General features: G+C 64.4%; 25 protein-coding genes. 16 read left to right on the forward strand and 9 right to left on the reverse strand.

Annotated features, from left to right (window positions below; genetic code table 11):
- Positions 1 to 2: 2 nt before the first annotated feature.
- Positions 3 to 455, reverse strand: coding sequence for a M23 family metallopeptidase (locus tag CH278_RS17135; protein ID WP_094622516.1), 453 nt, complete (start codon positions 453 to 455; stop codon positions 3 to 5).
- A gap of 390 nt (positions 456 to 845) precedes the next feature.
- Between CH278_RS17135 and rpsB the strand changes: the two genes are divergently transcribed.
- The 6 genes from rpsB (at position 846) to CH278_RS17165 (ending at position 5,913) form a co-directional block, all read left to right on the forward strand.
- Complete coding sequence (gene rpsB / locus CH278_RS17140; protein WP_032387229.1) at positions 846 to 1,736, forward strand: 30S ribosomal protein S2; 891 nt, start codon at positions 846 to 848, stop codon at positions 1,734 to 1,736.
- Between the two features lie 159 nt (positions 1,737 to 1,895).
- Positions 1,896 to 2,720: a translation elongation factor Ts gene (tsf, locus tag CH278_RS17145; RefSeq protein WP_027496703.1), complete on the forward strand. Its 825-nt coding sequence runs from the start codon at positions 1,896 to 1,898 to the stop codon at positions 2,718 to 2,720.
- 164 nt (positions 2,721 to 2,884) lie between these two features.
- Entirely contained in the window at positions 2,885 to 3,613 is a 729-nt protein-coding gene (gene pyrH, locus CH278_RS17150) for a UMP kinase (protein WP_027496704.1), read from the forward strand.
- Between the two features lie 55 nt (positions 3,614 to 3,668).
- Positions 3,669 to 4,226, forward strand: a complete 558-nt coding sequence (gene frr, locus CH278_RS17155) for a ribosome recycling factor (RefSeq protein WP_027496705.1) — start codon at positions 3,669 to 3,671, stop codon at positions 4,224 to 4,226.
- A gap of 36 nt (positions 4,227 to 4,262) precedes the next feature.
- Positions 4,263 to 5,177 carry a phosphatidate cytidylyltransferase gene (locus CH278_RS17160; protein WP_027496706.1) on the forward strand — a complete coding sequence of 305 codons (915 nt, stop codon included), beginning with the start codon at positions 4,263 to 4,265 and terminating at the stop codon, positions 5,175 to 5,177.
- Between the two features lie 16 nt (positions 5,178 to 5,193).
- Positions 5,194 to 5,913: a class I SAM-dependent methyltransferase gene (locus CH278_RS17165; RefSeq protein WP_176456708.1), complete on the forward strand. Its 720-nt coding sequence runs from the start codon at positions 5,194 to 5,196 to the stop codon at positions 5,911 to 5,913.
- Positions 5,914 to 5,934: 21 nt separating this feature from the next.
- Here the strand turns inward: CH278_RS17165 and CH278_RS17170 are convergent, their stop codons facing one another.
- Positions 5,935 to 6,777, reverse strand: a complete 843-nt coding sequence (locus tag CH278_RS17170) for an HpcH/HpaI aldolase/citrate lyase family protein (protein ID WP_094622424.1) — start codon at positions 6,775 to 6,777, stop codon at positions 5,935 to 5,937.
- A 90-nt stretch (positions 6,778 to 6,867) separates the two neighbouring features.
- Entirely contained in the window at positions 6,868 to 7,308 is a 441-nt protein-coding gene (locus CH278_RS17175) for a LapA family protein (RefSeq protein ID WP_080732081.1), read from the reverse strand.
- A gap of 166 nt (positions 7,309 to 7,474) precedes the next feature.
- Here CH278_RS17175 and rlmN point away from each other — a divergent pair, with 166 nt between their 5' ends.
- The gene (gene rlmN, locus CH278_RS17180) at positions 7,475 to 8,626 is read left to right on the forward strand and encodes a 23S rRNA (adenine(2503)-C(2))-methyltransferase RlmN (protein WP_094622425.1); all 1,152 of its coding nucleotides are present in this window, start codon (positions 7,475 to 7,477) and stop codon (positions 8,624 to 8,626) included.
- 4 nt (positions 8,627 to 8,630) lie between these two features.
- Here rlmN and CH278_RS17185 read toward each other — a convergent pair whose 3' ends face one another.
- A complete protein-coding gene (locus CH278_RS17185) occupies positions 8,631 to 8,900 on the reverse strand; it encodes a DUF2631 domain-containing protein (RefSeq protein ID WP_027496710.1) in 270 nt (89 codons plus the stop codon).
- Positions 8,901 to 9,117: 217 nt separating this feature from the next.
- On the opposite strand from CH278_RS17185, the gene puuE reads away from it, so the two are divergent.
- On the forward strand, positions 9,118 to 10,017 hold the full coding sequence (gene puuE, locus CH278_RS17190; protein ID WP_032366410.1) for an allantoinase PuuE: 900 nt from the start codon (positions 9,118 to 9,120) through the stop codon (positions 10,015 to 10,017).
- Between the two features lies 1 nt (position 10,018).
- Here puuE and CH278_RS17195 read toward each other — a convergent pair whose 3' ends face one another.
- Complete coding sequence (locus tag CH278_RS17195; RefSeq protein ID WP_032366411.1) at positions 10,019 to 10,540, reverse strand: DUF1990 family protein; 522 nt, start codon at positions 10,538 to 10,540, stop codon at positions 10,019 to 10,021.
- Between the two features lie 122 nt (positions 10,541 to 10,662).
- On the opposite strand from CH278_RS17195, the gene dxr reads away from it, so the two are divergent.
- From dxr to CH278_RS17220, 5 genes are all read left to right on the forward strand, one after another.
- Positions 10,663 to 11,802 carry a 1-deoxy-D-xylulose-5-phosphate reductoisomerase gene (gene dxr / locus CH278_RS17200; protein WP_032407111.1) on the forward strand — a complete coding sequence of 380 codons (1,140 nt, stop codon included), beginning with the start codon at positions 10,663 to 10,665 and terminating at the stop codon, positions 11,800 to 11,802.
- 3 nt (positions 11,803 to 11,805) lie between these two features.
- A complete protein-coding gene (locus CH278_RS17205) occupies positions 11,806 to 13,017 on the forward strand; it encodes a M50 family metallopeptidase (RefSeq protein ID WP_094622426.1) in 1,212 nt (403 codons plus the stop codon).
- 61 nt (positions 13,018 to 13,078) lie between these two features.
- Positions 13,079 to 14,218, forward strand: a complete 1,140-nt coding sequence (gene ispG, locus CH278_RS17210) for a flavodoxin-dependent (E)-4-hydroxy-3-methylbut-2-enyl-diphosphate synthase (protein WP_032370959.1) — start codon at positions 13,079 to 13,081, stop codon at positions 14,216 to 14,218.
- Positions 14,219 to 14,334: 116 nt separating this feature from the next.
- Positions 14,335 to 15,171: a GNAT family N-acetyltransferase gene (locus tag CH278_RS17215; protein WP_032370794.1), complete on the forward strand. Its 837-nt coding sequence runs from the start codon at positions 14,335 to 14,337 to the stop codon at positions 15,169 to 15,171.
- 104 nt (positions 15,172 to 15,275) lie between these two features.
- Positions 15,276 to 17,066 carry a penicillin-binding transpeptidase domain-containing protein gene (locus CH278_RS17220; protein ID WP_094622427.1) on the forward strand — a complete coding sequence of 597 codons (1,791 nt, stop codon included), beginning with the start codon at positions 15,276 to 15,278 and terminating at the stop codon, positions 17,064 to 17,066.
- 22 nt (positions 17,067 to 17,088) lie between these two features.
- On the opposite strand, the gene CH278_RS17225 is transcribed toward CH278_RS17220, so the two are convergent.
- Positions 17,089 to 17,958 (reverse strand): helix-turn-helix transcriptional regulator, encoded by an 870-nt coding sequence (locus CH278_RS17225; protein ID WP_256991865.1) that lies wholly within the window; start codon positions 17,956 to 17,958, stop codon positions 17,089 to 17,091.
- 139 nt (positions 17,959 to 18,097) lie between these two features.
- Here CH278_RS17225 and map point away from each other — a divergent pair, with 139 nt between their 5' ends.
- Both map and CH278_RS17235 read left to right on the forward strand, forming a co-directional pair.
- Positions 18,098 to 18,973 carry a type I methionyl aminopeptidase gene (gene map / locus CH278_RS17230; protein WP_094622429.1) on the forward strand — a complete coding sequence of 292 codons (876 nt, stop codon included), beginning with the start codon at positions 18,098 to 18,100 and terminating at the stop codon, positions 18,971 to 18,973.
- A 37-nt stretch (positions 18,974 to 19,010) separates the two neighbouring features.
- Positions 19,011 to 20,540 (forward strand): cobyric acid synthase, encoded by a 1,530-nt coding sequence (locus tag CH278_RS17235; RefSeq protein ID WP_094622430.1) that lies wholly within the window; start codon positions 19,011 to 19,013, stop codon positions 20,538 to 20,540.
- Here CH278_RS17235 and CH278_RS17240 read toward each other — a convergent pair.
- The 3 genes from CH278_RS17240 to CH278_RS17250 are packed head-to-tail and all read right to left on the reverse strand — an operon-like array spanning position 20,524 to position 22,525.
- Positions 20,524 to 21,219 carry an ABC transporter permease gene (locus CH278_RS17240; protein WP_094622431.1) on the reverse strand — a complete coding sequence of 232 codons (696 nt, stop codon included), beginning with the start codon at positions 21,217 to 21,219 and terminating at the stop codon, positions 20,524 to 20,526. The genes CH278_RS17235 and CH278_RS17240 overlap by 17 nt on opposite strands.
- Positions 21,216 to 22,166: an ABC transporter ATP-binding protein gene (locus tag CH278_RS17245; RefSeq protein ID WP_094622432.1), complete on the reverse strand. Its 951-nt coding sequence runs from the start codon at positions 22,164 to 22,166 to the stop codon at positions 21,216 to 21,218. Before CH278_RS17245 ends, CH278_RS17240 begins: the two co-directional genes overlap by 4 nt.
- Positions 22,163 to 22,525, reverse strand: coding sequence for a GntR family transcriptional regulator (locus tag CH278_RS17250; protein WP_027496722.1), 363 nt, complete (start codon positions 22,523 to 22,525; stop codon positions 22,163 to 22,165). The genes CH278_RS17245 and CH278_RS17250 overlap by 4 nt, the downstream gene beginning before the upstream one ends.
- A 106-nt stretch (positions 22,526 to 22,631) precedes the next feature.
- Between CH278_RS17250 and CH278_RS17255 the strand changes: the two genes are divergently transcribed.
- The gene (locus CH278_RS17255; protein ID WP_094622518.1) at positions 22,632 to 23,198 is read left to right on the forward strand and encodes an alpha/beta fold hydrolase; all 567 of its coding nucleotides are present in this window, start codon (positions 22,632 to 22,634) and stop codon (positions 23,196 to 23,198) included.
- The last annotated feature ends 5 nt before the right edge of the window (positions 23,199 to 23,203 follow it).

Raw genomic sequence — 23,203 nt, forward strand, 5'->3', positions numbered from 1 at the left:
CGTCACCGAACCGGCTCCGGCACGGGTTTCAATCTGATCGGACGGGCACGCACCAGGGCAGTCGGATCGAGGTATTCGCGGCCCCGCTTGATGCCCCAATGCAGGCATGTCGCCGTGCAGCCGTCGTGTCCCGACGTCAGCGAACCCAGGACTTGGCCGCGTCGTACTCGTGCTCCGGCCCCGACCGCCGCCGTCACGGGTTCGTACGTCGATCGAAGTCCGCCCGGATGGTCCACCGACACCACCGGCTTACCGGCCACGACGCCCGCGAACACGACCGTGCCGTCGGCGACGGCCAGAACCGAGGTGCCGTCCGCCGCGGCGAGGTCGACCCCGCGATGGCCGGGGAGCCAATCGTGTTCCGGGCGGTCGAACGGTGTCACGACGCGAGGGTGCGGCCGAATCGGCCACGCGAACGAGTCCGATTCGGCTGCCGCGGCCGGCGTGGTCAGCATGATCGCGGCAAGAACGCAGGCGATGCAGCCGGTACGAAGAGTGTTCACTCGTCGACGATGGCCTGTGAATGTGCTGGAAAACGAGGCCCGGCACGAATTGTGGACAACCGAAAGATTCGTCCACAGGCACCGGAATCTCTTGACAGTCGGGCCTGGTTATGACGGGGGCCGCCGCAGGTCTACACTCCTTGTTGCGGCCTGTGCGTGCACGGGTCGACTTCGCGCGTCCGCGTCATCGTATCGACTGCCTCGGCAGAGTTCACGATACGAGAACCGGTTGTCGGCGGTCCTGATCCCCCTGTGGTTCAGGTCCGACAACTTCGGCGGTCGCCAGGGCAGAGGTCACCGACACTCTGCGTCAACCGAACCATGAAAGAGAGTTATTCAGCCATGGCTGTAGTAACAATGAAGCAGCTGCTCGACAGCGGCACACACTTCGGACACCAGACCCGTCGCTGGAACCCGAAGATGAAGCGATTCATCTTCACCGACCGCAACGGCATCTACATCATCGACTTGCAGCAGACTCTGACCTTCATCGACAAGGCCTACGAGTTCGTCAAGGAGACGGTCGCCCACGGCGGCACCGTTCTGTTCGTCGGCACCAAGAAGCAGGCACAGGAGTCCATCGCCGCTGAGGCAACTCGCGTGGGCATGCCCTACGTGAACCAGCGCTGGCTCGGTGGCATGCTCACCAACTTCCAGACCGTGCACAAGCGCCTGGTCCGCCTCAAGGAGCTCGAGGCAATGGAGCAGACCGGTGGCTTCGAGGGACGCACCAAGAAGGAAATCCTCATGCTCACGCGTGAGATGACCAAGCTCGATCGCACCCTCGGCGGCATCCGCGACATGGCCAAGGTTCCGTCGGCCATCTGGATCGTCGACACCAACAAGGAGCACATCGCCGTCGGCGAAGCGCGCAAGCTGAAGATCCCGGTCATCGCGATCCTGGACACCAACTGCGATCCCGACGTGGTCGACTACCCGATCCCGGGTAATGACGACGCGATCCGTTCCGCTGCGCTGCTGACCAAGGTCGTCGCATCCGCAGTGGCCGAAGGTGTGCAGGCCCGTGCAGGCCAGAACACCGCAACCGACGCCAAGCCCGAGGTCGGCGCAGGCGAGCCGCTCGCAGAGTGGGAGCTCGAGCAGCTCGCACAGACGTCCCCGGCCGCTGACGCTCCGGCAGCAGAGGCTCCCGCTGCCGATGCGCCGGTCGCCGACGCCCCGGCAGCAGAAGAAGCACCGGCAGCAGAAGAAGCACCGGCCGCTCAGGCTTGATCGAATTCGGTCCCGGTTCACCCTCAAGGGTGGGCCGGGGCCGCTTCGGTATGTCAGGGTTGTGATCGGTCCGGCTCCACAGCGAGCCCGTCGATCACGCTTCGAGAACAGCACTTTCGTCAACGCCCGTATTCAGACTTTTGAGGAGGCTCGCCCACGATGGCGAACTACACTGCCGCCGACGTCAAGCGGCTCCGCGAGCTCACCGGCTCCGGAATGATGGACTGCAAGAACGCACTCGCCGAGAACGACGGCGACTACGACAAGGCCGTCGAGTACCTGCGTATCAAGGGTGCCAAGGACGTCGGCAAGCGCGCCGAGCGCAACACCGCCGAAGGCCTCGTCGTCGCCGAGGGTGGAGTGCTCGTGGAGATCAACTCCGAGACCGACTTCGTGGCCAAGAACGACGAGTTCCAGACGTTCGCCGCGTCCGTCGCGGCGACGGCTGCAGCAGGCGAGCCTGCTGATGTCGACGCTCTCAAGGCACTCGACCTGAACGGCAAGACCGTCGAGACGGCTCTGAACGAGTTGTCGGCCAAGATCGGCGAGAAGCTCGAAATTCGCCGCGTCGTGTCCTACGACGGCAACACCGCGACCTACCTGCACAAGCGCAGCGCGGACCTGCCGCCTGCCGTCGGCGTGCTGGTCGAGTACACCGGTGACGGCGACGCCGCCGGCGATGCTGCGCGCGCTGCCGCGATGCAGATCGCAGCGCTCAAGGCCAAGTACGTCACCCGTGACGAGGTTCCCGAGGATCTGGTCGCCGCCGAGCGTCGGATCGCAGAAGAAACCGCGCGCGAAGAGGGCAAGCCGGAGCAGGCTCTGCCGAAGATCGTCGAAGGTCGCGTCAACGGATTCTTCAAGGACGTCGTTCTCACCGAGCAGAAGTCGGTTCAGGACGGCAACAAGACCGTCAAGGCCATCCTCGACGAGGCCGGCGTGACCATCACCCGTTTCTCCCGATTCGAGGTCGGCGCCAGCTAGTCTGCGCTCGATCCGATCGAGGCGATGCCGTTCATTCGATTTCATCGAGTGGACGGCATCGTTCGTGCGCGAGGCAGGTCGGAGCCGTGTCCACCGATCGGGTGCCGATAGGGCAGGATGATCGGTGAGTAAACCGTAGTGTTCGACGAGTACCGAGGAGAGCTATGACCGATCCGGCCCCTGACCGTCCCGGGTTCCGACGCGTGATGCTCAAACTGGGTGGGGAGATGTTCGGTGGTGGCCAGGTGGGGCTCGATCCGGATGTCGTGAACAACGTTGCCGAGCAGATCGCCGAGGTGGTGGCCACCGGAGTTCAGGTTGCCGTGGTGATCGGTGGCGGAAACTTCTTCCGCGGTGCCGAATTGCAGCAGCGGGGGATGGACCGATCTCGCTCGGACTACATGGGCATGCTCGGCACGGTCATGAATTGTCTTGCGCTGCAGGATTTTCTGGAAAAGCAGGGTGTTGCCACCAGAGTCCAGACCGCTATCACGATGGGCCAGGTGGCCGAGCCGTACCTCCCGCTGCGCGCGCGACGGCATCTCGAGAAGGGGCGTGTCGTCATCTTCGGCGCAGGTATGGGCATGCCGTACTTCTCGACGGACACCACGGCGGCGCAGCGGGCGCTCGAGATCGGTGCCGAGGTGCTGTTGATGGCCAAGGCCGTCGACGGTGTCTACTCGGCCGATCCACGGCTCGATCCCGACGCGACGATGTTCGACACGATCACCCACCGAGAAGCCCTCGAGCGAGGCCTCAAAGTTGCCGACGCGACTGCCTTCAGCCTCTGCATGGACAATCAGATGCCGATGTTGGTGTTCAATTTGCTGATTCAGGGAAACATTGCTCGCGCCGTGTCGGGCGAGAACATCGGCACGCTGGTCACGTCGTGAATGCCGCCGACGCGACCGCGAACGAACCGAGAACGAAGACGATGGAGGACAGATCGTGATTGACGAAGCTCTCTTCGACGCCGAAGAGAAGATGGAAAAGGCCGTATCGGTTGCCCGTGACGATCTGTCCTCGATCCGCACCGGGCGGGCCAACCCGGGAATGTTCTCGCGCATCGTCATCGAGTACTACGGTGCCCCGACGCCGATCACCCAGCTGGCCAGCATCAGCGTGCCGGAGGCGCGATTGGTGGTGATCAAGCCGTACGAGTCGAATCAGCTCGGGCCGATCGAAACCGCTATCCGCAATTCCGATCTCGGCGTCAACCCCACCAACGACGGCAACCTGATTCGTATCGGCGTGCCGCAGCTGACCGAGGAACGACGCCGTGAGTTCGTCAAGCAGGCCAAGGGCAAGGGCGAGGACGCCAAGGTGTCCATTCGCAACGTGCGCCGCAAGACGATGGAAGAGCTCAAGCGCATCCAGAAGGACGGCGAGGCGGGCGAGGACGACGTCGTACGTGCCGAGAACGAGCTCGACAAGACCACCGCGAAGTACACCGCCTCGGTCGACGAACTGGTCAAGCGCAAAGAGGGTGAATTGATGGAGGTCTGACCTCCTTCGATAGTTGCGCAACACGGTGGAACGACGATGAATATCGAGGAGTTGACGACAGTGGTGGGACCGGATCGGCAGGAGGGCAGCGGCACGCCCGCTGGCTCGTCCGGGGTCGCCGCCACGAAGTCCGCCGGCAAGGCGGGTCGAAATCTGCCTGCCGCGATCGGCGTCGGCGGCAGTTTGGGTATCGGGTTGATCCTCGTGCTCGTGTTCGTGCCGCTGGTATGGATCGGTGTCGTAGCCGTGGCGTTGGCCGTCGCGACGTACGAGGTGTCCAAGCGGCTCCGCGAGGGCGGTGTTCTCGTTCCGCGCATCCCGCTGATCCTCGGTGGTCAGGCCATGATCTGGCTGGGCTGGCCGTTCGGTGCCGTCGGAGTGCTCAGTGCGGCTGTGGGCACCGTCGTGGTCTGCATGGTGTGGCTTTTGCTGAGACAAGGCTTCGGTACTGCTCCCAAGAACTATCTCGAAGAACTCTCCGTCACCGTTCTGGTGGCGTGTTGGCTACCGCTGTTGGCCTCGTTCGCCGTTCTGATGGTCCTGCAGGACAACGGTGCCGGTCGCATCCTGGTCTTCGTCATCGGCGTCGTGTGCTCGGATGTCGGTGGTTACATCGCCGGTGTGCTGTTCGGCAAACACCCGATGGCGCCGGCCATCAGCCCGAAGAAGTCCTGGGAAGGGCTGGTCGGATCGCTCATCTTCTGCGTCATCGGTTGCCTGCTGACGGTGACCCTGATTCTCGAGGCCAACTCGATGATCGGTGTCCTGCTGGGAGTCGTGCTTGTCGTGACGGGAACTCTGGGCGACCTCATCGAATCGCAGGTCAAGCGCGACCTTCGAATCAAGGACATGGGCTCGTTGTTGCCCGGCCACGGCGGCATCATGGACAGACTCGACTCGTTGCTGCCCTCTGCATTCGTTGCGTGGCTCGTCTTCACCGTGTTGCTCTGACCGACTCCGCCGGACGATGAGCGGTGATCGCGGCGGGGTGATTCCCAGTCCCAACATCTGGCACTGGCCGCATCTGTACGAGGCGGAGAACAGGGCTCAGGACGTCGACGGCGCTGTGTTCGCGACCATTCGATCGACCGTCGATTGGACGGCCGAGAACGTCGTGGACGTGGGCTGCGGCAGCGGTTTCCATCTTCCGATGTTCGCTGCGGACGCCCGGTACGTCATCGGTGTGGAACCGCACGCCCCATTGGTGGCCGCAGCCCGCACGCGCGTCGAGTCACTTGCGAACGTCGACGTGCGTGCGGGTAGAGCGGACGCGCTGCCCGTCGACACAGGTTCGGTCGATCTCGTCCACGCGCGAACCGCGTATTTCTTCGGCCCCGGCTGCGGCCCGGGTATCAGCGAAGCGATGCGAGTTCTGCGGCCCGGAGGGGCGTTGGTGGTCGTGGACCTCGACGCGACGGCGTCTCCGTACGGGGACTGGATGCGTGCGGATCTCCCGCACTACGATCCGGCGGCCGTCGAGGCGTTCTTCGATGCCCAGGGATTCGAGATGCGACGCGTCGACACGAGGTGGGCGTTTCCCGACCGCCGGGTTTTGCGGGATGTGCTGGGAATCGAGTTCTCACCGCGGGTAGCGCGCGCTGCGGCACGGCAGGTCGACGGCCTCACCCTGAATGTGCGCTATCGCATCCACGTTCGATACAAGCCGACCGGCGTCGAGTCGATCTGAGCCTGGCTCGGCAGCGAGCGATCAGGACGCGGCAGAGATTCCGAAGATTCGAGCCAGTTCGTTGATCTTGAGAGCCTTTGCCAGACGCGGCAGATCGCTGCCGTCCTTGACGTGAGCACCGTCGGCACCGAGAGCGTCGATGACATCGTGAGCCCAGGACACGTCGGTCGGGGAGGGGGCCAGTTCGCGGTTGACGATGGCCACCTGATCGGTGTGCATACAGAGTTTGCCTGCCATGCCCATCGAGAGCGTCAGGGCTGCATCGCGCCCGAGGATGCTGTCGTTCGCGGTCAGTGTCGGACCGTCGATGGGTCCGGGCAGTCGTGCGACGCGCGAGGAGACGACCAGTCGCGAGCGCGGGTAGGCCATGGCGAGCGGGTCGTCGCTCATGCCCGTGTCGCGTCGGAAGTCGCCGCTGCCGAAGGCGAGACGGAATGTCGAGTCCGCGCGCGCGATTTCGGTGGCGGCCTCGAGTCCTGCTGCTGATTCGACCAGCGCGAGGATCGGGGTGCCGTCGGCGAGGCGGGCGGCTGTCGCCTCGACCTGACCGCCGCCCTCGGTCTTCGCGAGCATGACCCCCACCAGGCCGGGCAGCCCGGACAACGCGGCGAGATCGTCGGCCCAGTACGGGGTCGTCGCGTCGTTGACGCGCACCCAGGCCGAGTTGCCCTCGCTGAGCCAGCGCACGACGGTCTCGCGAGCGGCAGGCTTCTTCGCTGGAGCGACTGCGTCCTCGATGTCGAGGATGACGGCGTCGACACCGGACGCGACAGCAGCGTCGAAGGTATCGGGCTTGGTGGCCGGAACCAACAGCCACGATCGTGCGCGGTCGGGTGCAACGCCGGATGCCACCGGTGTCTCCATGAAAGTAGTCACGTCATGCTCCTCGAGTGAAGTCGGGCACCGCCAACCTTATCGATTCAGAGCATCGGTGCCAGCTTCTGTACATAGTGTTCACGAACCGTGACGCTGGTTCTTCTTCGCTGCGCGCCGGACCTGCAGGATTCGGGCGCCGCCGGCCATGGCCATCACCAGCGCACCCGCGATCGCGGCCAGCAGCATGCTGATTCCGAGGGGTAGGTCGAGCTGCCAGGCGAAGATCTGCACGGTGACCGAGTCGAGGTTCTGCACGATGAACACCAGGAGGATTACGAGGACGACGGCCCCGACCACCAATCCGGTCCAGAGAGCGGCCGTGCGAGTGTGGGCTACGTCTTTGGGCGTGTGCTGCGGTTCCGGAACGTACTCCGGGTCCGGTGCGGAATGGCCGTCCGAATCCGGGGTCGTGATCGGGGCGAGTTCGCCCGACGGGGCCACCGATTCGTCGAACCCCGGCTTGGTCGACGCCGATGTGTCGAACGGTGCCTCGTTGTTGTCGTCTGCTCTGGTGGCCATGTCGATGATCCTTTCGCACGCGTGGTCCGAATGCACGCGCAATCGGTCCCGGCGTCGATACCCGTCAGGGCACCGTCGAAAACCGTCGCGAATAGGACTGTGAGCAGAACGGGTGGACAATGGTGGGTATGGAGTTGAGCCAGCAGGAACGACGCGGGGGTCGAGCATGAGTGATTCCGCAGCCGCAACGGACAGCACGACCGAGCAGAAGAGACCGAATCTTCCGCTGGTCTTCACAGCTCCGCGTCGGGGAATGCCGTCGCGTCACCTCGCCGACCTGGACAAAGAGGGCCTGCGTGAGGCAGTGAAGGCACTCGGTCTACCGGCATTCCGGGCCGACCAACTTGCGCGGCACTACTACGCGCGGCTCGAGGCCGACACCACCAAGATGACCGATCTTCCGGCCGAGGCTCGGGAGAAGGTCGGTGCCGATCTCTTTCCCACCTTGCTGACGCCGATCAAGCACTTGGCGTGTGACGACGGTGACACTCGAAAGACGCTGTGGAAGGCCAACGACGGGACTCTTCTCGAGAGTGTTCTGATGCGGTATCCGGATCGCGCGACGCTGTGCATCTCGAGTCAGGCCGGTTGCGGAATGGCATGTCCGTTCTGCGCGACCGGTCAGGCCGGCCTGACGCGGAACCTGTCGACGGCGGAGATCGTCGATCAGGTCCGTTCGGCGGCCGCAGACATGCGCGACGGCGTCGTCCCCGGCGGTCAGGGTCGTCTGTCGAACGTCGTGTTCATGGGCATGGGCGAGCCGCTGGCCAACTACAAGCGCGTCGTCGCGGCAGTGCGCAAGATCGTCTCACCAGCCCCCGACGGGCTGGGACTGTCACAGCGTTCGGTCACCGTGTCGACGGTCGGCCTTGCTCCGGCCATTCGAAAGCTGGCCGACGAGGGTCTGTCGGTGACCTTGGCCGTGTCTCTGCACACGCCGGACGATGAGCTCCGAGACACGTTGGTCCCGGTCAACAATCGTTGGTCGGTGGCGGAGGTTCTCTCCGCAGCCCGGTACTACGCCGATCAGACCGGCCGACGCGTCTCGATCGAGTACGCGATGATCCGGGACGTCAACGATCAGCCGTGGCGAGCGGACATGCTGGGCAAGAAGCTCCACAAGGCGCTCGGATCCCGGGTACACGTCAACCTGATTCCCCTCAACCCGACTCCGGGTAGCGAGTGGGATGCCAGCCCGAAGCCGGTGGAGCGGGAATTCGTTCGCCGGGTCATCGCGCAGGGCGTCTCGTGCACCGTCCGCGATACCCGAGGGCAGGAGATCGCGGCGGCGTGCGGTCAGCTCGCCGCCGAGAACTGAACCGCTAGCGGGGCTTGCGGCGGACGATGACGTCGCGCACGACGAGTCCGACCAGCGCCACGGCGAAGCCGACCAACCACAGGTCCTCGACCTTGCCGGTGTGATTTCCGATGATCATGAACAGCAGGAACGCGGCAACGACGATGGCTGCGACGCGCATCGCCTTGTTCGACTCGCCGCTCCAACCCCATGCGGCGGACGGCACCTCGGGCACCTCGTTGCGGGTATCGACGACCGGGTCGTACGAAGCGGATTCCAGTTCGGTATTTGCCACCGGTCGATCCTCTCGGGTGATGCGTTCACGTGGGTCCCGGCACGAACGGTGCCAGACGCGTTGTCGGAACAATATTGGCATACGACCGCCCGTCGTAGTGATCAGGGTTGCATCGCTCACCCAGCGCGTGTGTGGGCTCGAATGAGAGACTGCGGCAGTGACCTCCGAGCGCCTTCCCCATCGTCCGAGTCGGTCCCCGCTGAGCTATCCCCGCGACATGGTCGGTTACGGCCGCACGCCGCCGCTCGCCCAGTGGCCGGATGAGGCGAACATCGCCGTCCAGTTCGTCCTCAATTACGAGGAGGGTGCCGAGAACAACGTGCTCGACGGCGACACGAAGTCCGAGACGTTTCTGTCGGAAATGATCGGCGCACAGGCGTTTCCGAATCGACACATGAGCATGGAATCGCTGTACGAGTACGGATCCAGAGCCGGAGTGTGGCGCGTGCTGCGCGCATTCGAGAAGCGTGGGTTACCGCTGACCGTGTTCGCGGTCGCCAAGGCCATGGAGCGGAACCCGGAAGTGGTTGCGGCACTGCTGGAGTTGGACCACGAGATCGCATGTCACGGCTTGCGGTGGTTGTCGTATCAGCAGATCGACGCGAACGTCGAGCGCGAGCACATGGCGGAGGCCGTGACCATCCTGCGCGAGCTGACGGGGTCTGCGCCACTGGGGTGGTACACCGGGCGCGACTCTCCGAACACCCGATCGCTCGTGGTGGAGCACGGCGGATTCGTGTACGACTCCGACTCCTATGCAGACGATCTGCCGTACTGGGAGAAGGTGCCCCGAGACGGCGGGGTCGTCGATCACCTGGTGGTGCCGTACACCCTGGACACCAACGACATGCGTTTCGCATCGCCGGGAGGATTCTCGACGGGCGACGAGTTCTACGCGCATCTACGTGACGCCTTCGACGTTCTCTATGCCGAGGGCGCGAGTGGGAGTCCCAAGATGCTCTCGGTCGGACTTCACTGCCGGCTGGTGGGCAGGCCGGCCCGCATGGCTGCACTGGAACGTTTCCTCGATCACGTGCAGTCGCACGACAAGGTCTGGGTCGCGAAGAGAATCGACATCGCCGAACACTGGCGAGCTGTGCACCCGCCAGAGGCCTGAGTCAGTCGGCCTGTCGGCACGCGGATGCCAGCGCGCTCAGATAGCGGTCGGTGAATGCTGCCTGGACGCGTCTGCCCACCGGGCCGCCGAGCTTGGTGTACCAGCGACCGGGACGCGAGAACGCCGATATGTGGGCGGTGACGGCACCGTCCGCGGGGGAGTAGTCGACGTAGAAGAGTTCTTCGCCGGACTCGGGATGCCCGTCGAGTGTTCCGTAGGCGAAACCCTGACGGTTCGCCTCGTCGATGACGTAGACCACACGACACGGAATGCGCACCGGTCCGAGTGTGAGAACGACCACCGAGTCGGGCACAGCGGTCTCGGCCTCGGAACGGACCTTCAGTCCTGCTCCTCGGTGCATGTCCCATCGCATCAACGCATCGGCCGCCGCCACGAAGTCGTCCAGCCCCGATCCCACGACCCTCGACATCGTGACGTGGTGGTATCCGGTGGGCAGTGGGCCGGCGGTGGCCCCCGCATCGTCGTAATTGAACGGTGCCGAGCGGTACTTCGAGAAGTCCATGCACCCCAGCGTGCCAGCCTGCGTCGGCACATAGGGGTTTCTCAGCCTCGGTAGGCAACAATGGACCGGTGCCAGACCATCGTGAGCGAACGACCAACTCGGATCGCCCCGAGCCGATACGTGTGCTGTTGCTGGGAAGTACCGGGTCGATCGGAACCCAAGCGCTCGACGTCATCGCCGCCAACCCGGACCGCTTCGTCGTGGTCGGGCTGGCTGCGGGCGGTGGAAACATCGAACTGCTCCGTCGCCAGATTGCGGAGACCGGTGTCCGACGGGTAGCCGTCGCCCAGCCCGAGGCCGCCGCCGAGCTCGACTTCCCCGGAGTGCTGAGTGGTCCGCGAGCAGTGACCGAGCTGGTCGAGTCGACCCCGGCGGACGTCGTGCTCAATGCCCTCGTGGGTTCTCTCGGCCTCGAACCGACCCTGGCCGCGCTGAACAGCGGTGCGCGCCTGGCGTTGGCCAACAAGGAATCCCTGGTCGCCGGAGGCGAGCTGGTTCTCGCCGCCGCAGCCCCCGGTCAGATCGTGCCAGTCGACTCCGAGCACTCCGCGCTTGCCCAGTGCCTGCGCAGCGGTTCGCGCGGCGAAGTGGATCGACTGGTTCTCACTGCATCGGGAGGTCCGTTTCGAGGGTGGAGCGAGACCGAACTGAAGTCGGTCACGCCGGAGCAGGCCGCCGCACATCCCACCTGGTCGATGGGACCGATGAACACGCTGAACTCGGCGACACTGGTCAACAAGGGTCTGGAACTGATCGAGGCGCACCTGCTGTTCGGTGTGCCCTACGAGAAGATCGACGTCACCGTGCACCGGCAGTCCATCGTGCACTCGATGGTGACGTTCGTCGACGGTTCGACCATCGCTCAGGCCAGTCCACCGGACATGAAGTTGCCGATCGGGCTGGCCCTCGGCTGGCCCGATCGAGTGCCGGACGTCGCCCGTGCACTCGACTTCACGACCGCATTCTCCTGGGACTTCGAGCCACTCGACGACCGAGTGTTTCCGGCGGTGCAGCTGGCGCGTGAGGCCGGGATCATGGGTGGGTGCATGACTGCGGTGTACAACGCGTCCAACGAAATCGCTGCAGAAGCGTTCCTGAATGACAGGATCGAATTTCCGCAGATCGTCGAGACGGTGCGCGCGGTACTGGGCGACGGCGGGCAGGACTGGTCGACGGCTCCCAGGGACGTCGACGACGTACTCGCGGCGGACTCCTGGGCCCGGGCCCACGCCCGTGAACTACTGAAACCGAAAGGCCTCTGACACATGGTGTTCGCTCTGGGTGTCGTGCTGTTCGCCGTCGGAATCGGGGTGTCGATCGCGCTGCACGAAGCGGGACACATGTGGACCGCGAAAGCGCTCGGCATGAAGGTTCGCCGCTACTACATCGGGTTCGGCCCGAAGATCTTCTCCTTCCGACGCGGCGAGACCGAATACGGCCTCAAAGCCATTCCGGCAGGCGGGTTCTGCGACATCGCCGGCATGACCGCCATCGACGAACTCGCGCCCGACGAGGTCGAGCGTGCGATGTACCGCCAGAAGACATGGAAGCGCATCGTCGTCATGGTCGGCGGCATCGCGATGAACTTCGTGCTGGGAATCGTTCTGATCTACACCCTGGTTCTCGGGTGGGGAACGCCCGACAGAGACACCCCTACGACGACTGTTCAAGGGGTCGTGTGTGTCGCGCCGACGCAGACCGAGGGTGGCGACCTGGCCGAATGTGCTGGTAGTGGGCCCGCCGCCGCCGCAGGTTTGCAACGAGGCGATGTGATCACCGCGGTGAACGGTTCGCCTGCGGAAGTCTGGTCCGACGTAGTTCTCGCTGTCCAGGCCGCAACCGGTCCCGTGGACTTGACCGTGGATCGAGACGGCATCACGCAGACGATCACGGTTCCCGTGGAGCAAGTTCAGCGTTTCGTGGTCGATCCCGAAACCGGCACGAAGACATCGACCACGGTCGGGGCAATCGGCGTCACCGGTGGCCCTCCGCCGAACATTCGGTACAACCCGATCGAAGCGGTGCCCGAGACCTTTGTTTTCACCGGGGACATCTTCGTACAGACCGGGAAAGCGTTGGTGCAGTTGCCGAGCAAGGTGGAGGCGCTGTGGGATTCGATCTTCGGTGGTGAACGAGGGCTGGACACGCCGATGAGTGTCGTCGGAGCCAGTGTCATCGGTGGCCAGGCGATCGAGAACGACAACTGGGCCACGTTCATCGGCTTGCTGGCGTCGCTCAACTTCTTCCTCGGTGTGTTCAACATCGTGCCGCTGTTGCCGCTCGATGGCGGCCATATCGCCGTGACGATCTACGAGCGCATCCGCAACATTTTCCGCAATCGTCGCGGCCTGCCCGACGGCGCGCCGGTGGACTACATGAAACTGATGCCTGTCACCTATGTGGTCATCATCGTTTTCATCGGGTTCTCTCTCTTGACGCTCACGGCGGACATCGTCAACCCGATTCAATTGTTCTAAGTAGACTCGACAGTCGTAGCTAGGAAAGAAGGCCACTGTGTCCGTGTCAGTCGGATTGGGAATGCCCGCACCGCCGGTGCCCGTACTCGCGCCACGTCGAAAGACCAGGCAGCTCCAGGTCGGGTCGGTGGGTGTCGGAAGCGAGAGCCCCATCTCGGTGCAATCGATGTGCACCACCAAGACCCACGACATCAACGCCACCCTGCAGCAGATTGCAGAGCTGACTGCGTCGGGTTGTGACATCGTTCGTGTTGCGTGCCCCACACAGGACGACGCCGACGCGTTGTCGATCATCGCCAAGAAGAGCCAGATTCCGGTGATCGCCGACATCCACTTCCAACCGAAGTACATCTTCGCGGCCATCGACGCCGGGTGTGCAGCGGTGCGCGTCAACCCGGGCAACATCAAGGAGTTCGACGGCCGCGTCAAGGAGGTCGCCAAGGCGGCCGGTGACGCGAACATCCCCATCCGTATCGGTGTCAACGCCGGCTCTCTCGACCCGCGTCTGATGAAGAAGTACGGCAAGGCGACACCCGAGGCGCTCGTCGAATCCGCGCTGTGGGAAGCAGGCCTGTTCGAGGAGCACGGTTTCGGCAACATCAAGATCTCGGTCAAGCACAACGACCCCGTCATCATGGTCGCTGCGTACGAGCAGTTGGCGGCACAGTGCGACTACCCACTGCACCTCGGTGTCACCGAAGCGGGACCGGCTTTCCAGGGGACCATCAAGTCCGCTGTTGCCTTCGGGGCCCTGCTGTCCAAGGGCATCGGCGACACCATCCGAGTTTCCCTGTCGGCACCGCCGGCGGAGGAGATCAAGGTGGGCAACCAGATCTTGCAGTCCTTCAATCTGCGCCCGCGCAAACTCGAGATCGTGTCCTGCCCCTCGTGTGGGCGCGCACAGGTCGACGTCTACACCCTCGCCGACGAGGTGACTGCGGGACTCGAAGGCATGGAGATCCCGCTACGCGTCGCGGTCATGGGCTGCGTCGTGAACGGGCCGGGCGAGGCCCGCGACGCTGACCTCGGTGTCGCGTCGGGCAACGGAAAGGGCCAGATCTTCGTCAAGGGCAAGGTCATCAAGACGGTCCCCGAAGCGCAGATCGTGGAGACGTTGATCGAGGAAGCGATGCGCATCGCCGAGGAGTTCGAGAAGGACGAGATCGCCAGCGGTGGCGCGCCGGTGGTCACCGTCAGCTGAGCGGGTACACCTGTTCGGCGTCCGGTTTGCCGCTCTGCCACCGGAGGAACACATTGTCTGGAATGATTCGCTTCAGAATCGGTGCGTACGCGGTAGGTGGGTCAGGAGGTCGGTAGGTGCTCAAGCTCCTCGGCGCGAAGCCTCTCGGTAATCGGGACGTCGCGCACGTGCTCCGGGTGCTCGACGCCGACCCCGTTGCAACCTGCATGGTTGCCGCGCGCGTGCAGGAATCGGGCCTCGATCCGAGGTCGTTCCACGGCGAGATGTGGAGCAGAGGCGGTCCGGACGAGTCGCTGTGCTTCTACGGTGCGAATCTGGTTCCGTTGCTCGGTTCCAGCGACGATCTTCGTTCTTTCGCGGACCGCGCGTGCCGCGGGCCGCGTCTGTGCTCGTCGTTGGTCGGCAGAGCGGAGTTGACGCTTCCGTTGTGGGAAATGCTCGAGACGGATTGGGGTCCGGCGCGAGAGGTACGCGGTGAGCAACCGTTGTTGGCCACGTCGGTACCGTCGTCCATCTCTCCTGATCCTCTCGTTCGGCTTGTCCGACCCGACGAGTTGGACGTCTATCTGACCGCGGCCGTTGCCATGTTCATCGAAGAGGTCGGCGTCGACCCGCGACTGAACGACGGCGGTAGGGGATACCGGCGTCGGATCGCCAGTCTCATTGCAGCGCAACGTGCCTGGGCCAGATTCGAGGACGGCCGCGTGGTGTTCAAAGCCGAGATCGGCTCGCAGTCCGGGACGGTCGGGCAAATCCAGGGAGTATGGGTGCACCCGGACCGACGCGGGCACGGCCTGGGTGCAGCCGGAACGGCGACCGTGGTGAACTCGGTCGTCCGCCAGGGGCGAACTGCGAGCCTGTACGTCAACAGCTTCAACTACGTCGCGCGCCGGGCCTACGCGAAGATCGGTCTGACGCAGGTGGCGACGTTCACCACGGTGCTGCTGGACTGAGAACGGTCGCTCGATCAGCTTGTCCCGAAACGCGATTCGTTGCCGTGGTCGACGCACCGGCCGTATTACGATGGGGCGCAATGAGATCACGTGACGCGACCTGGATGCGCGGACGGCTGGGCGTGGTGACCGTGATCGGTGCCGTCGTCGGTGCCTGCCTCACCGGGTGTACACCCAAGCCCGACGGTCCGGAGCCCGCAGCTCAGGCATTCCTCGCGGCCTTCGAGGCCAACGACATCCCCGCGGCCGCCGCCGACACCGACAAGCCGGACGCCGCGGCCACTGGGCTGAGCGAGGCGTGGACCAATCTGCAAGCGGAGGCCCTCGACGCCGAGACGACGTCGGTTCGAGTCGACGGCGACACCGCCACGGTCGGCTACACCTACCGTTGGCAGCTGCCCAAGGATCGGGTGTGGACGTACGACGGCCAACTGAACATGGGTCGGAGTGCGGGAGAGTGGGTGGTGCGGTGGACCGCCTCGGACATCCACCCGAAGCTCGGCGACACGCAGACCATGGCCTTGCGCTCGACGGCTGCACCACGCGCTCGCGTCAACGAGCGCTCCGGCACCGACGTCCTGGTGCCCGGGGTCGTACATCGAATCAAGTTCGACGCCTCGGCCGCGAACAACGTCGTGGCCTCGGCGACGGCGTTGTCGACACTGCTGACACCGTTCGACGCGTCGATCACGGCCCAATCGATCGTCGAGTCGGCGACTTCGATCGACGGCGACTACCCGGTGGCGCTGCTGAGGGACAGCGACTTCGAACCCATCTCGGCGGCGCTCACCGAGATCCCAGGAGTCACGGCGTCCGACGAATCGGATCTCGTATCCACCGACCCCACCTTCGCGCCGGACCTGGTGGGCCAGGTCAAGAAGGCCGTCATCGACGACGTCGACGGTAAGGCCGGCTGGAGCGTGGTGACCAGCAACCGCAACGGCGTCGACATCGACGTCCTCACCGACACCCCGCCCGAGCCTGCACCGTCCTTCTCGATCAGCCTCGATCGAAATATTCAGGTCGCGGCCCAACGAGCAGTGAACGCCAGGGCCGAGCAGGCCATGACGGTGGTCATTCAGCCGTCCACCGGGGCCATCCTCGCTGTGGCGCAGAATCCGGCCGCCGATCGGGACGGACCGGTCGCGTCGGCTGGCCTCTACCCACCGGGTTCGACGTTCAAGATCATCACCGCCGGGGCGGCGATCTCCAGCGGACTCGCGACCCCGGGGAGCACCGTTCCGTGCCCCGGTCGTATCGAGATCGGCGAACGAAGCGTCCCCAACTACAACGAGTTCGCCCTCGGTGACGTGACCATGAGCACCGCGTTCACCCGATCGTGCAACACCTCCTTCGCGAAGCTGGCGAGCGAGATGTCGCCCGACGCGTTGACCGTGGCCGCGTCCCAGTTCGGCGTCGGTCCGGACTACGACGTCGTGGGATTGCCGACGGACTCGGGTTCGGTCCCACCCGCCGACGAACTCGTCCAGCGCACCGAGGACGGATTCGGCCAGGGCAAGGTGGTCGTCTCGACCTTCGGGATGGCACTGGCCGCCGCCACGGTTGCCCACGGCTCCACACCGGTTCCCAATCTTCTGGTCGGACGGGAAACCGCCATCACCGGCGATCATCCACCGATAGAACCTGCCATGGTCGACGGGTTACGCGGCATGATGCGCTCGGTGGTCACCAGCGGAACTGCAGAACGGATCGCCGACCAGGGCGAGGTGTACGGCAAGACCGGGGAAGCCGAGGTCGAGGGCGGATCTCACTCGTGGTTCGTCGGGTACCGAGGCGACATCGCCTTCGCGACCCTGGTGGTACGCGGCGGCAGCTCGGACAATGCAGTCGCCGTCACCCGGGAGATGTTCGAGCAGCTTCCGCCGGGGTACTGAGCGCTACGCCGAAGGGACGGGTTCAGCCCGGCAGCAGCCCGAGTCGACGACACGCGAGTACCGCTTCGTATCGAGTATGCGAGTCGGTCTTCCGCATGACGCTGCGGAGATAGGACTTGACCGTCTCGGCGCCGATCGACAGCCGTGCTGCGACTTCGACGTTGGTGCAACCGAGCGCGACCTGCGAGATGACGTCGATCTCGCGTGGCGTCAGTGCCTGCGAGTTGCCTGTGTCGCTGTCCTGGTGCGCCGTCCGACCGAGCGTTGCTGCCAGTCGGGAGGTCACCGCGTCCAGTCTGTGCTTGACCGCCGCGTCTCCGATCGACCGAGCGAGCTCGGCCAGCTCCTCGTGCACACTGCGCAACTCTGCCGTGCGCGAGAGGTGCCCGTCCGAATTCGCCCGCGCACTGTCCATGAGGCGCACTCGGCGATCGACCTCGTCGCGGATGGCGATCTCTTGACCGAGGCGCCGGGCTGCGGCGGTCATGATGTCGCCGACTCGATCGCCGAGGGGACCGCGTTCTCGCACCGCCGCGTACATCACCATGCGCGCTGCTCCGGCGACGACAACCGGCACCGCCAGGATCGACTTGAGGCCCTCGCCGAGGACCGGCCGGTCGAAGTGATGGGTGATCGACATCGACGCGCCGTAATCACTGACGGCCGCGGGCCGACGTTGCTCCATGACCCGGCCACCGAGACCGGACCGGGGCGGGATGGCGAGCCCGTCCAGACCACGCGTGCGGGTGCCGTGAAATTCGCTAAGGTGCAGCGTCTCCGAGGACACTTCCCCGCCGAACACGACGGGCACGGCGGACATCGCGACGACCTGGCGTAGTTCGGCGCGAAGGGCGTCGCCGTCCCGGGGGCGCAACAGGCTGGAATGGACCACGACGCTTCCTTCCTCGGTTCGGGTACGTCGACGGCAATCGTGACCCAGATCATATCCGGTCGCGCGGGCGCAGATTCGGTGGCCTCGACCAGCAGCGCTGGTTCTTCTGGACAAGATTGCGGCGACTAGTCTGGACGGCATGTCTGTCACCGCCGAGAGCAAGCCCCGTCAGCCACTCGTGCCAGGCGTCGTCTCGCCCGTCCTCTCCGTGCCGAAGTCGATCGAGCGACCCGAATACGCGTGGAAGTCGACCGTGAACGAAGGCAGCGAGCCGTGGGTGCAGACCCCCGAGGTCATCGAGAAGATGCGCGTGGCGTCGAAGATCGCGGCTCGCGCTCTGCAGGAAGCGGGCCGGGCCGTGGCACCGGGAGTGACCACCGATGAGCTCGACCGTATTGCACACGAGTACATGGTCGACCACGGCGCGTACCCGTCCACGTTGGGCTACAAGGGTTTTCCGAAATCGTGCTGCACCTCGCTGAACGAGGTCATCTGCCACGGCATCCCCGATTCGACGGTGATCGAGGACGGTGACATCGTCAACATCGACGTCACCGCATACATCGACGGTGTGCACGGCGACACCAACGCGACGTTCCTGGCGGGTGACGTGTCCGAGGAGGCGCGCCTGCTCGTCGAGCGGACACACGAAGCGACGATGCGTGCCATCAAAGCGGTCAAGCCGGGGCGCGCCCTGAACGTGATCGGGCGAGTGATCGAGTCCTATGCGCACCGGTTCGGCTACGGCGTGGTGGAGGACTTCACCGGCCACGGCATCGGCACGACGTTCCACAACGGCCTCGTCGTGCTGCATTACGACCAGCCGTCGGTGGAGACCATCATCGAGCCGGGCATGACGTTCACCATCGAACCGATGATCAACCTGGGCACGATCAACGCCGAGATGTGGGACGACGGCTGGACGGTGGTCACGCACGACAAGAAGTGGACCGCGCAGTTCGAGCACACGCTCGTGGTGACCGAGACGGGCAGCGAGATCTTGACACTGCCGTGAGCGGAGCCTGCGGAGTGAACAAGAATCCGATACTGCCGTGAAAGGCGCTCTGCTGGTTGCCGGGACGACGTCGGATGCAGGCAAGAGTGTGTTGGTCGCCGGCCTGTGCCGGATGTTGGCAAGACGGGGCGTGCGGGTGGCTCCGTTCAAGGCGCAGAACATGTCCAACAATTCGGTGGTCACGCTCGACGGCGGTGAGATCGGCCGAGCGCAGGCGATGCAGGCATCGGCCTGCGGTCTCGAGCCGAGTGTCCGCTTCAATCCGGTATTGCTCAAACCTGGAAGCGACCGGACCTCGCAGTTGGTGGTGCGCGGGCGGGCGGTAGCGCAGGTGAGTGCGAGCAACTACATCGAGCATCGGCAGTCGTTGCGCGCCGTGGTGGCAGACGAATTGGCCTCTCTGCGTGAGGAATTCGATGTGGTGATCTGCGAGGGGGCGGGCTCGCCCGCCGAGATCAATTTGCGCGCCACGGACTTGGCCAACATGGGGTTGGCGACGGCGGCGTCTCTTCCGGTGATCGTGGTGGGGGATATCGATCGAGGGGGAGTGCTGGCTCACTTGTTCGGCACCGTGGCGGTGCTGTCTCCGGAGGATCAGGCGCTCGTCGCCGGGTTCGTGATCAACAAGTTCCGCGGTGATCCTGCTCTGCTGGCACCCGGTCTCGATCAGTTGCGCGCGTTGACGGGACGCCCGACGTACGGTGTCGTTCCGTTCGCCGACGGATTGTGGATGGACGCCGAGGATTCACTCGGAACCGTTCCCGATGCTCCGGTGGGGAGGCCGCGTGCACCGCACGGCTCGCAGTGGTTGCGCGTCGCGGCCGTGCGTTTGCCGAGAATCTCCAACACCACCGACGTCGAGGCGTTGGCTTGCGAGCCCGGGGTGTCGGTTCACTGGGTCACCGAGCCGTCCCGGCTCGAGGATGTGGATCTGGTGGTCGTTCCGGGCAGTAAGTCCACCGTGTCGGATCTGGAGTGGTTGCGGCGCACCGGACTTGCCGATGCGATCGCGGCACGCGGGGCTGCGGGACTTCCGGTTCTGGGGATCTGCGGTGGCTATCAGATGTTGGGCCGAACGATCCACGACACCGTCGAATCCGGAGCCGGCGCAGTCAGTGGTCTCGGTCTGCTCGATCTGTCGGTCGAGTTCGCGGCCGACAAAGTGCTTGCGCAGGTGGCGGGGCTGTCGCTGCAGTTCGGCCCGAATTCCGTGTCGGGCTACGAGATTCACCACGGCCGGGTCGCACGGAACGGCGACGACGCCTTGTTGGCCTCCGCGTCGGGTAGTTCCGAAGGCAGCCTACGCGGCAGCGTTCTGGGTACCCATTGGCATGGACTGCTCGAGTCCGATGATTTTCGTCGATCCTTTCTCGCCTGGGTGGCGGAGAAGGCGGGGCGCGCAGGATTCGAAGTTGCGTCCGACACGTCGGTCGCGGCCCTACGAGAACAGCAGTTGGATCTGCTGGCCGATCTGGTGGAAAGCAACATCGACGTCGACGCCGTTCTCGATCTGATGGAGAACGGCGTCGACGTCTCGACCAAGAAGATCGTCACGCAGATGCTTTGAGCAAGCCCATCCAACTCACGGTCGAGAAGATCCCGGTGATCACGAGCGGAACGACCACCAGCAGAAGCACGCGTGGCGTGTCGGTAAAGAACGTCCCGACGTCGGGCCACCAATTCTGCCACGTGATCACGATCGCGCCGCCTCCGAAGACGACGAGGCCGGCGAGTCCGAGCGTGAACAGACCGTTCGTGCGGAAGCGTCGATAGACGACTCCGACGAACGCCCCGACGGATCCGATCAGTAGTAGTCCGATCACCAGAGTCAGCCACTGCAGGAGCGGATTGTCGGTGGCGTAGCGGGCCAGACCGAACATGCGGATCTTCAGGCCGAAGCCGCCGGTCGCGGCTTCGACGACCGACAACAGGTAGACGATCGTGCCGAGGGCGACCGATTGTGCTACCCCCACCAATGCTGTCGCAGTGAGAAATTCGCGACGTGTGATGCTCAGGCTCAGCGCGTACGGGAAGCACTGGGTGATAGCCGTGACGTAGAAGGCAATAGCGAAGCCATAGACCGAGAACACTCCGCCGCTGAAGCTGAAATCCGAATCGCTATCCGGAACGACCGAGAAGATGCCGTAGGTGATCACGAAGACTGCGACGAGGATTCCCAGGGGCCACGCGAATGTGGTTGCCCAAGAGGTGTTGTGGACCCGAGCTACGTTCAATATGCGCTTCATGACAAGGCCTCCTCGGCGGTGGTCGACTCGTGGGTAGAGCCGGAGTGGGCAGTGGTTCGATCGATGATCAACTGCTGCAACGGAATCGGTTCGATACTGAGACCGGACGCCACGCCGAGGGATTGCTGGTGATCGTTCAGTCGTCCGTCGATCGTCGCTCGGACTGTCGAGCCGAGAGCAGTTCTGTGCAGAACTCGATGCTCTGCAGCGAACCGGTCGACAGCCTCGGTCGGGCCGGTGATCTCGAATGCTCTCTCCCGCAGATCGTCCGACTCGGCGTCGAGCAGAATTCTTCCCTTGTCGATGAGAATCACGTGCTCGATCAGATTGCTGACCTCGTCGATGAGGTGCGTCGACAGAACGACCGTTCGGGGGCTCTCCGCGTAGTCGGCCAGCAGTCGGTCGTAGAACATGTGTCGTGATACTGCGTCCAGCCCCAGATAGGGCTCGTCGAAGAACGTCAGTGGCGCTCGGGACGCGAGACCGATGACGATTCCGAGTGCCGACGTCATTCCGCGAGAGAGCTTCTTGATCTTGCGACCCAACGGGAGGTCGAAATCGCGCAGCAATTCGGCGGCGAAGTCGTTGTCCCAGTGCGGAAGAATGTGGGACGCCTGCGCGATGGCGTTCTTGACTTTCAGATCGTCGGGATACTTCTGGCTTTCCTTGACGAAGCACACGTGACTCAGAGCGCGTGGGTTTTCCCACGGGCGCTCGCCGAACACCGAGATCTCACCATCACTTTCGCGCATCTGGGCGGTCATCATCTGCATGACGGTGGTCTTGCCTGCTCCGTTGCGGCCGAGGAAGCCGTAGATCTTGTTGCGTTCGATCTCGAAACTCACGTCGTCGACTGCAGTGAACGAGCCGAACTTCTTGGTCAGGTGTGTGGCCGACGCAACGATGCGACGGGGTTCGTCGGTCGTACGGACATCGTGAATGCTCATCGCGCTGCCTCCCAGTTGTCGAGCATGGTCTTGAGTTCGTCGACGGTCATTCCGAGCTTGCGTGCCTCGGTGACGAGCGGGTCGATGTACTGACGGGCGAACAGATCGCGTCGACGGAACCGAAGTGCGTCCCGTGCGCCTGTGGTGACGAACATCCCGATTCCTCGTTTCTTGTAGACGACGCCGTCGGCGACGAGCTTGGCCAGGCCTTTGCCCGCTGTGGCCGGATTGATGCGGTGGAACGCGGCGAGCTCGTTGGTGGAGGGAACCTGTTCCTCCTCGGCGAGCGAGCCGTCGATGATCGAGTTCTCGACGAGCTCGGCGATCTGCAGGAAGATCGGCCTGCCCTCGTCCATCAGAGCCACCACCGTTGCGGTGAGGTCCGATGCCTCACTGGTTCATTACTCATGTAACTAACCATAGAACCGATGCGTGGTTCTGGCAACAGGCAGTACCGTCGTCCCCATGGAGTTCACGCATGTGAGTGCTGCGGGCGGGTCTGTTTCGATACGAGTAGCAGGACCGGACAGTCGGCACGCCGTGCTCCTGTTGCCCGGGATCGGCGATTCGGTCGATGTCTACGACTCGGTCAGCGAGCGGTTGCACAACTCGGATCTCAAAACCGTTGCGGTGGAAGACATCGATGGAGTGGGGGACGACGCTGTTCTCGCCCTACTGGACGAGCTGAAGCTGTCGTGGGTCCACCTCGTCGGGAGCGGGGCCGGTGCAGAAACGGCCTGGAGGCTCGCGGCCAAGACCTTCGGGAGGTTTGCCAGCCTCATCGCCGTGGATCGTTGCCATCCGGCAATCGCCGACGATCGGGGAGTCGTGCGCGACGCCGAATGCCCGGCAGTCGAGTTGCCGACGACGCTTGTCATCGGCAACTCCGCGATGCGTCCGGCCGCCGACAACAGCGGCCGCTTCGTCTACTCGGACTTCCGGGTCGTAGCGCTCGACGGTGTCGAACATGTCGCGGCCGACGCCCCGGCTGCGCTGGCCACGGAGATAGTGCTCCGCACCAGCCCCTGGTGACCGAA

Origin of the sequence: Rhodococcus sp. 05-2254-5 (assembly GCF_002258575.1) — a bacterium.
GTDB classification, from domain to species: domain Bacteria; phylum Actinomycetota; class Actinomycetes; order Mycobacteriales; family Mycobacteriaceae; genus Rhodococcoides; species Rhodococcoides fascians.

Coding starts and splice junctions, on each gene's coding strand:
- CH278_RS17135 (WP_094622516.1), bottom strand. CDS start 455: ATGCTGACCACGCCGGCCGCGGCAGCCGAATCGGACTCGTTCGCGTGG.
- rpsB (WP_032387229.1), top strand. CDS start 846: ATGGCTGTAGTAACAATGAAGCAGCTGCTCGACAGCGGCACACACTTC.
- tsf (WP_027496703.1), top strand. CDS start 1,896: ATGGCGAACTACACTGCCGCCGACGTCAAGCGGCTCCGCGAGCTCACC.
- pyrH (WP_027496704.1), top strand. CDS start 2,885: ATGACCGATCCGGCCCCTGACCGTCCCGGGTTCCGACGCGTGATGCTC.
- CH278_RS17160 (WP_027496706.1), top strand. CDS start 4,263: ATGAATATCGAGGAGTTGACGACAGTGGTGGGACCGGATCGGCAGGAG.
- CH278_RS17165 (WP_176456708.1), top strand. CDS start 5,194: ATGAGCGGTGATCGCGGCGGGGTGATTCCCAGTCCCAACATCTGGCAC.
- CH278_RS17170 (WP_094622424.1), bottom strand. CDS start 6,777: ATGGAGACACCGGTGGCATCCGGCGTTGCACCCGACCGCGCACGATCG.
- CH278_RS17175 (WP_080732081.1), bottom strand. CDS start 7,308: ATGGCCACCAGAGCAGACGACAACAACGAGGCACCGTTCGACACATCG.
- rlmN (WP_094622425.1), top strand. CDS start 7,475: ATGAGTGATTCCGCAGCCGCAACGGACAGCACGACCGAGCAGAAGAGA.
- puuE (WP_032366410.1), top strand. CDS start 9,118: ATGGTCGGTTACGGCCGCACGCCGCCGCTCGCCCAGTGGCCGGATGAG.
- CH278_RS17195 (WP_032366411.1), bottom strand. CDS start 10,540: ATGGACTTCTCGAAGTACCGCTCGGCACCGTTCAATTACGACGATGCG.
- CH278_RS17205 (WP_094622426.1), top strand. CDS start 11,806: ATGGTGTTCGCTCTGGGTGTCGTGCTGTTCGCCGTCGGAATCGGGGTG.
- ispG (WP_032370959.1), top strand. CDS start 13,079: ATGCCCGCACCGCCGGTGCCCGTACTCGCGCCACGTCGAAAGACCAGG.
- CH278_RS17220 (WP_094622427.1), top strand. CDS start 15,276: ATGCGCGGACGGCTGGGCGTGGTGACCGTGATCGGTGCCGTCGTCGGT.
- map (WP_094622429.1), top strand. CDS start 18,098: ATGTCTGTCACCGCCGAGAGCAAGCCCCGTCAGCCACTCGTGCCAGGC.
- CH278_RS17240 (WP_094622431.1), bottom strand. CDS start 21,219: ATGAAGCGCATATTGAACGTAGCTCGGGTCCACAACACCTCTTGGGCA.
- CH278_RS17245 (WP_094622432.1), bottom strand. CDS start 22,166: ATGAGCATTCACGATGTCCGTACGACCGACGAACCCCGTCGCATCGTT.
- CH278_RS17255 (WP_094622518.1), top strand. CDS start 22,632: ATGGAGTTCACGCATGTGAGTGCTGCGGGCGGGTCTGTTTCGATACGA.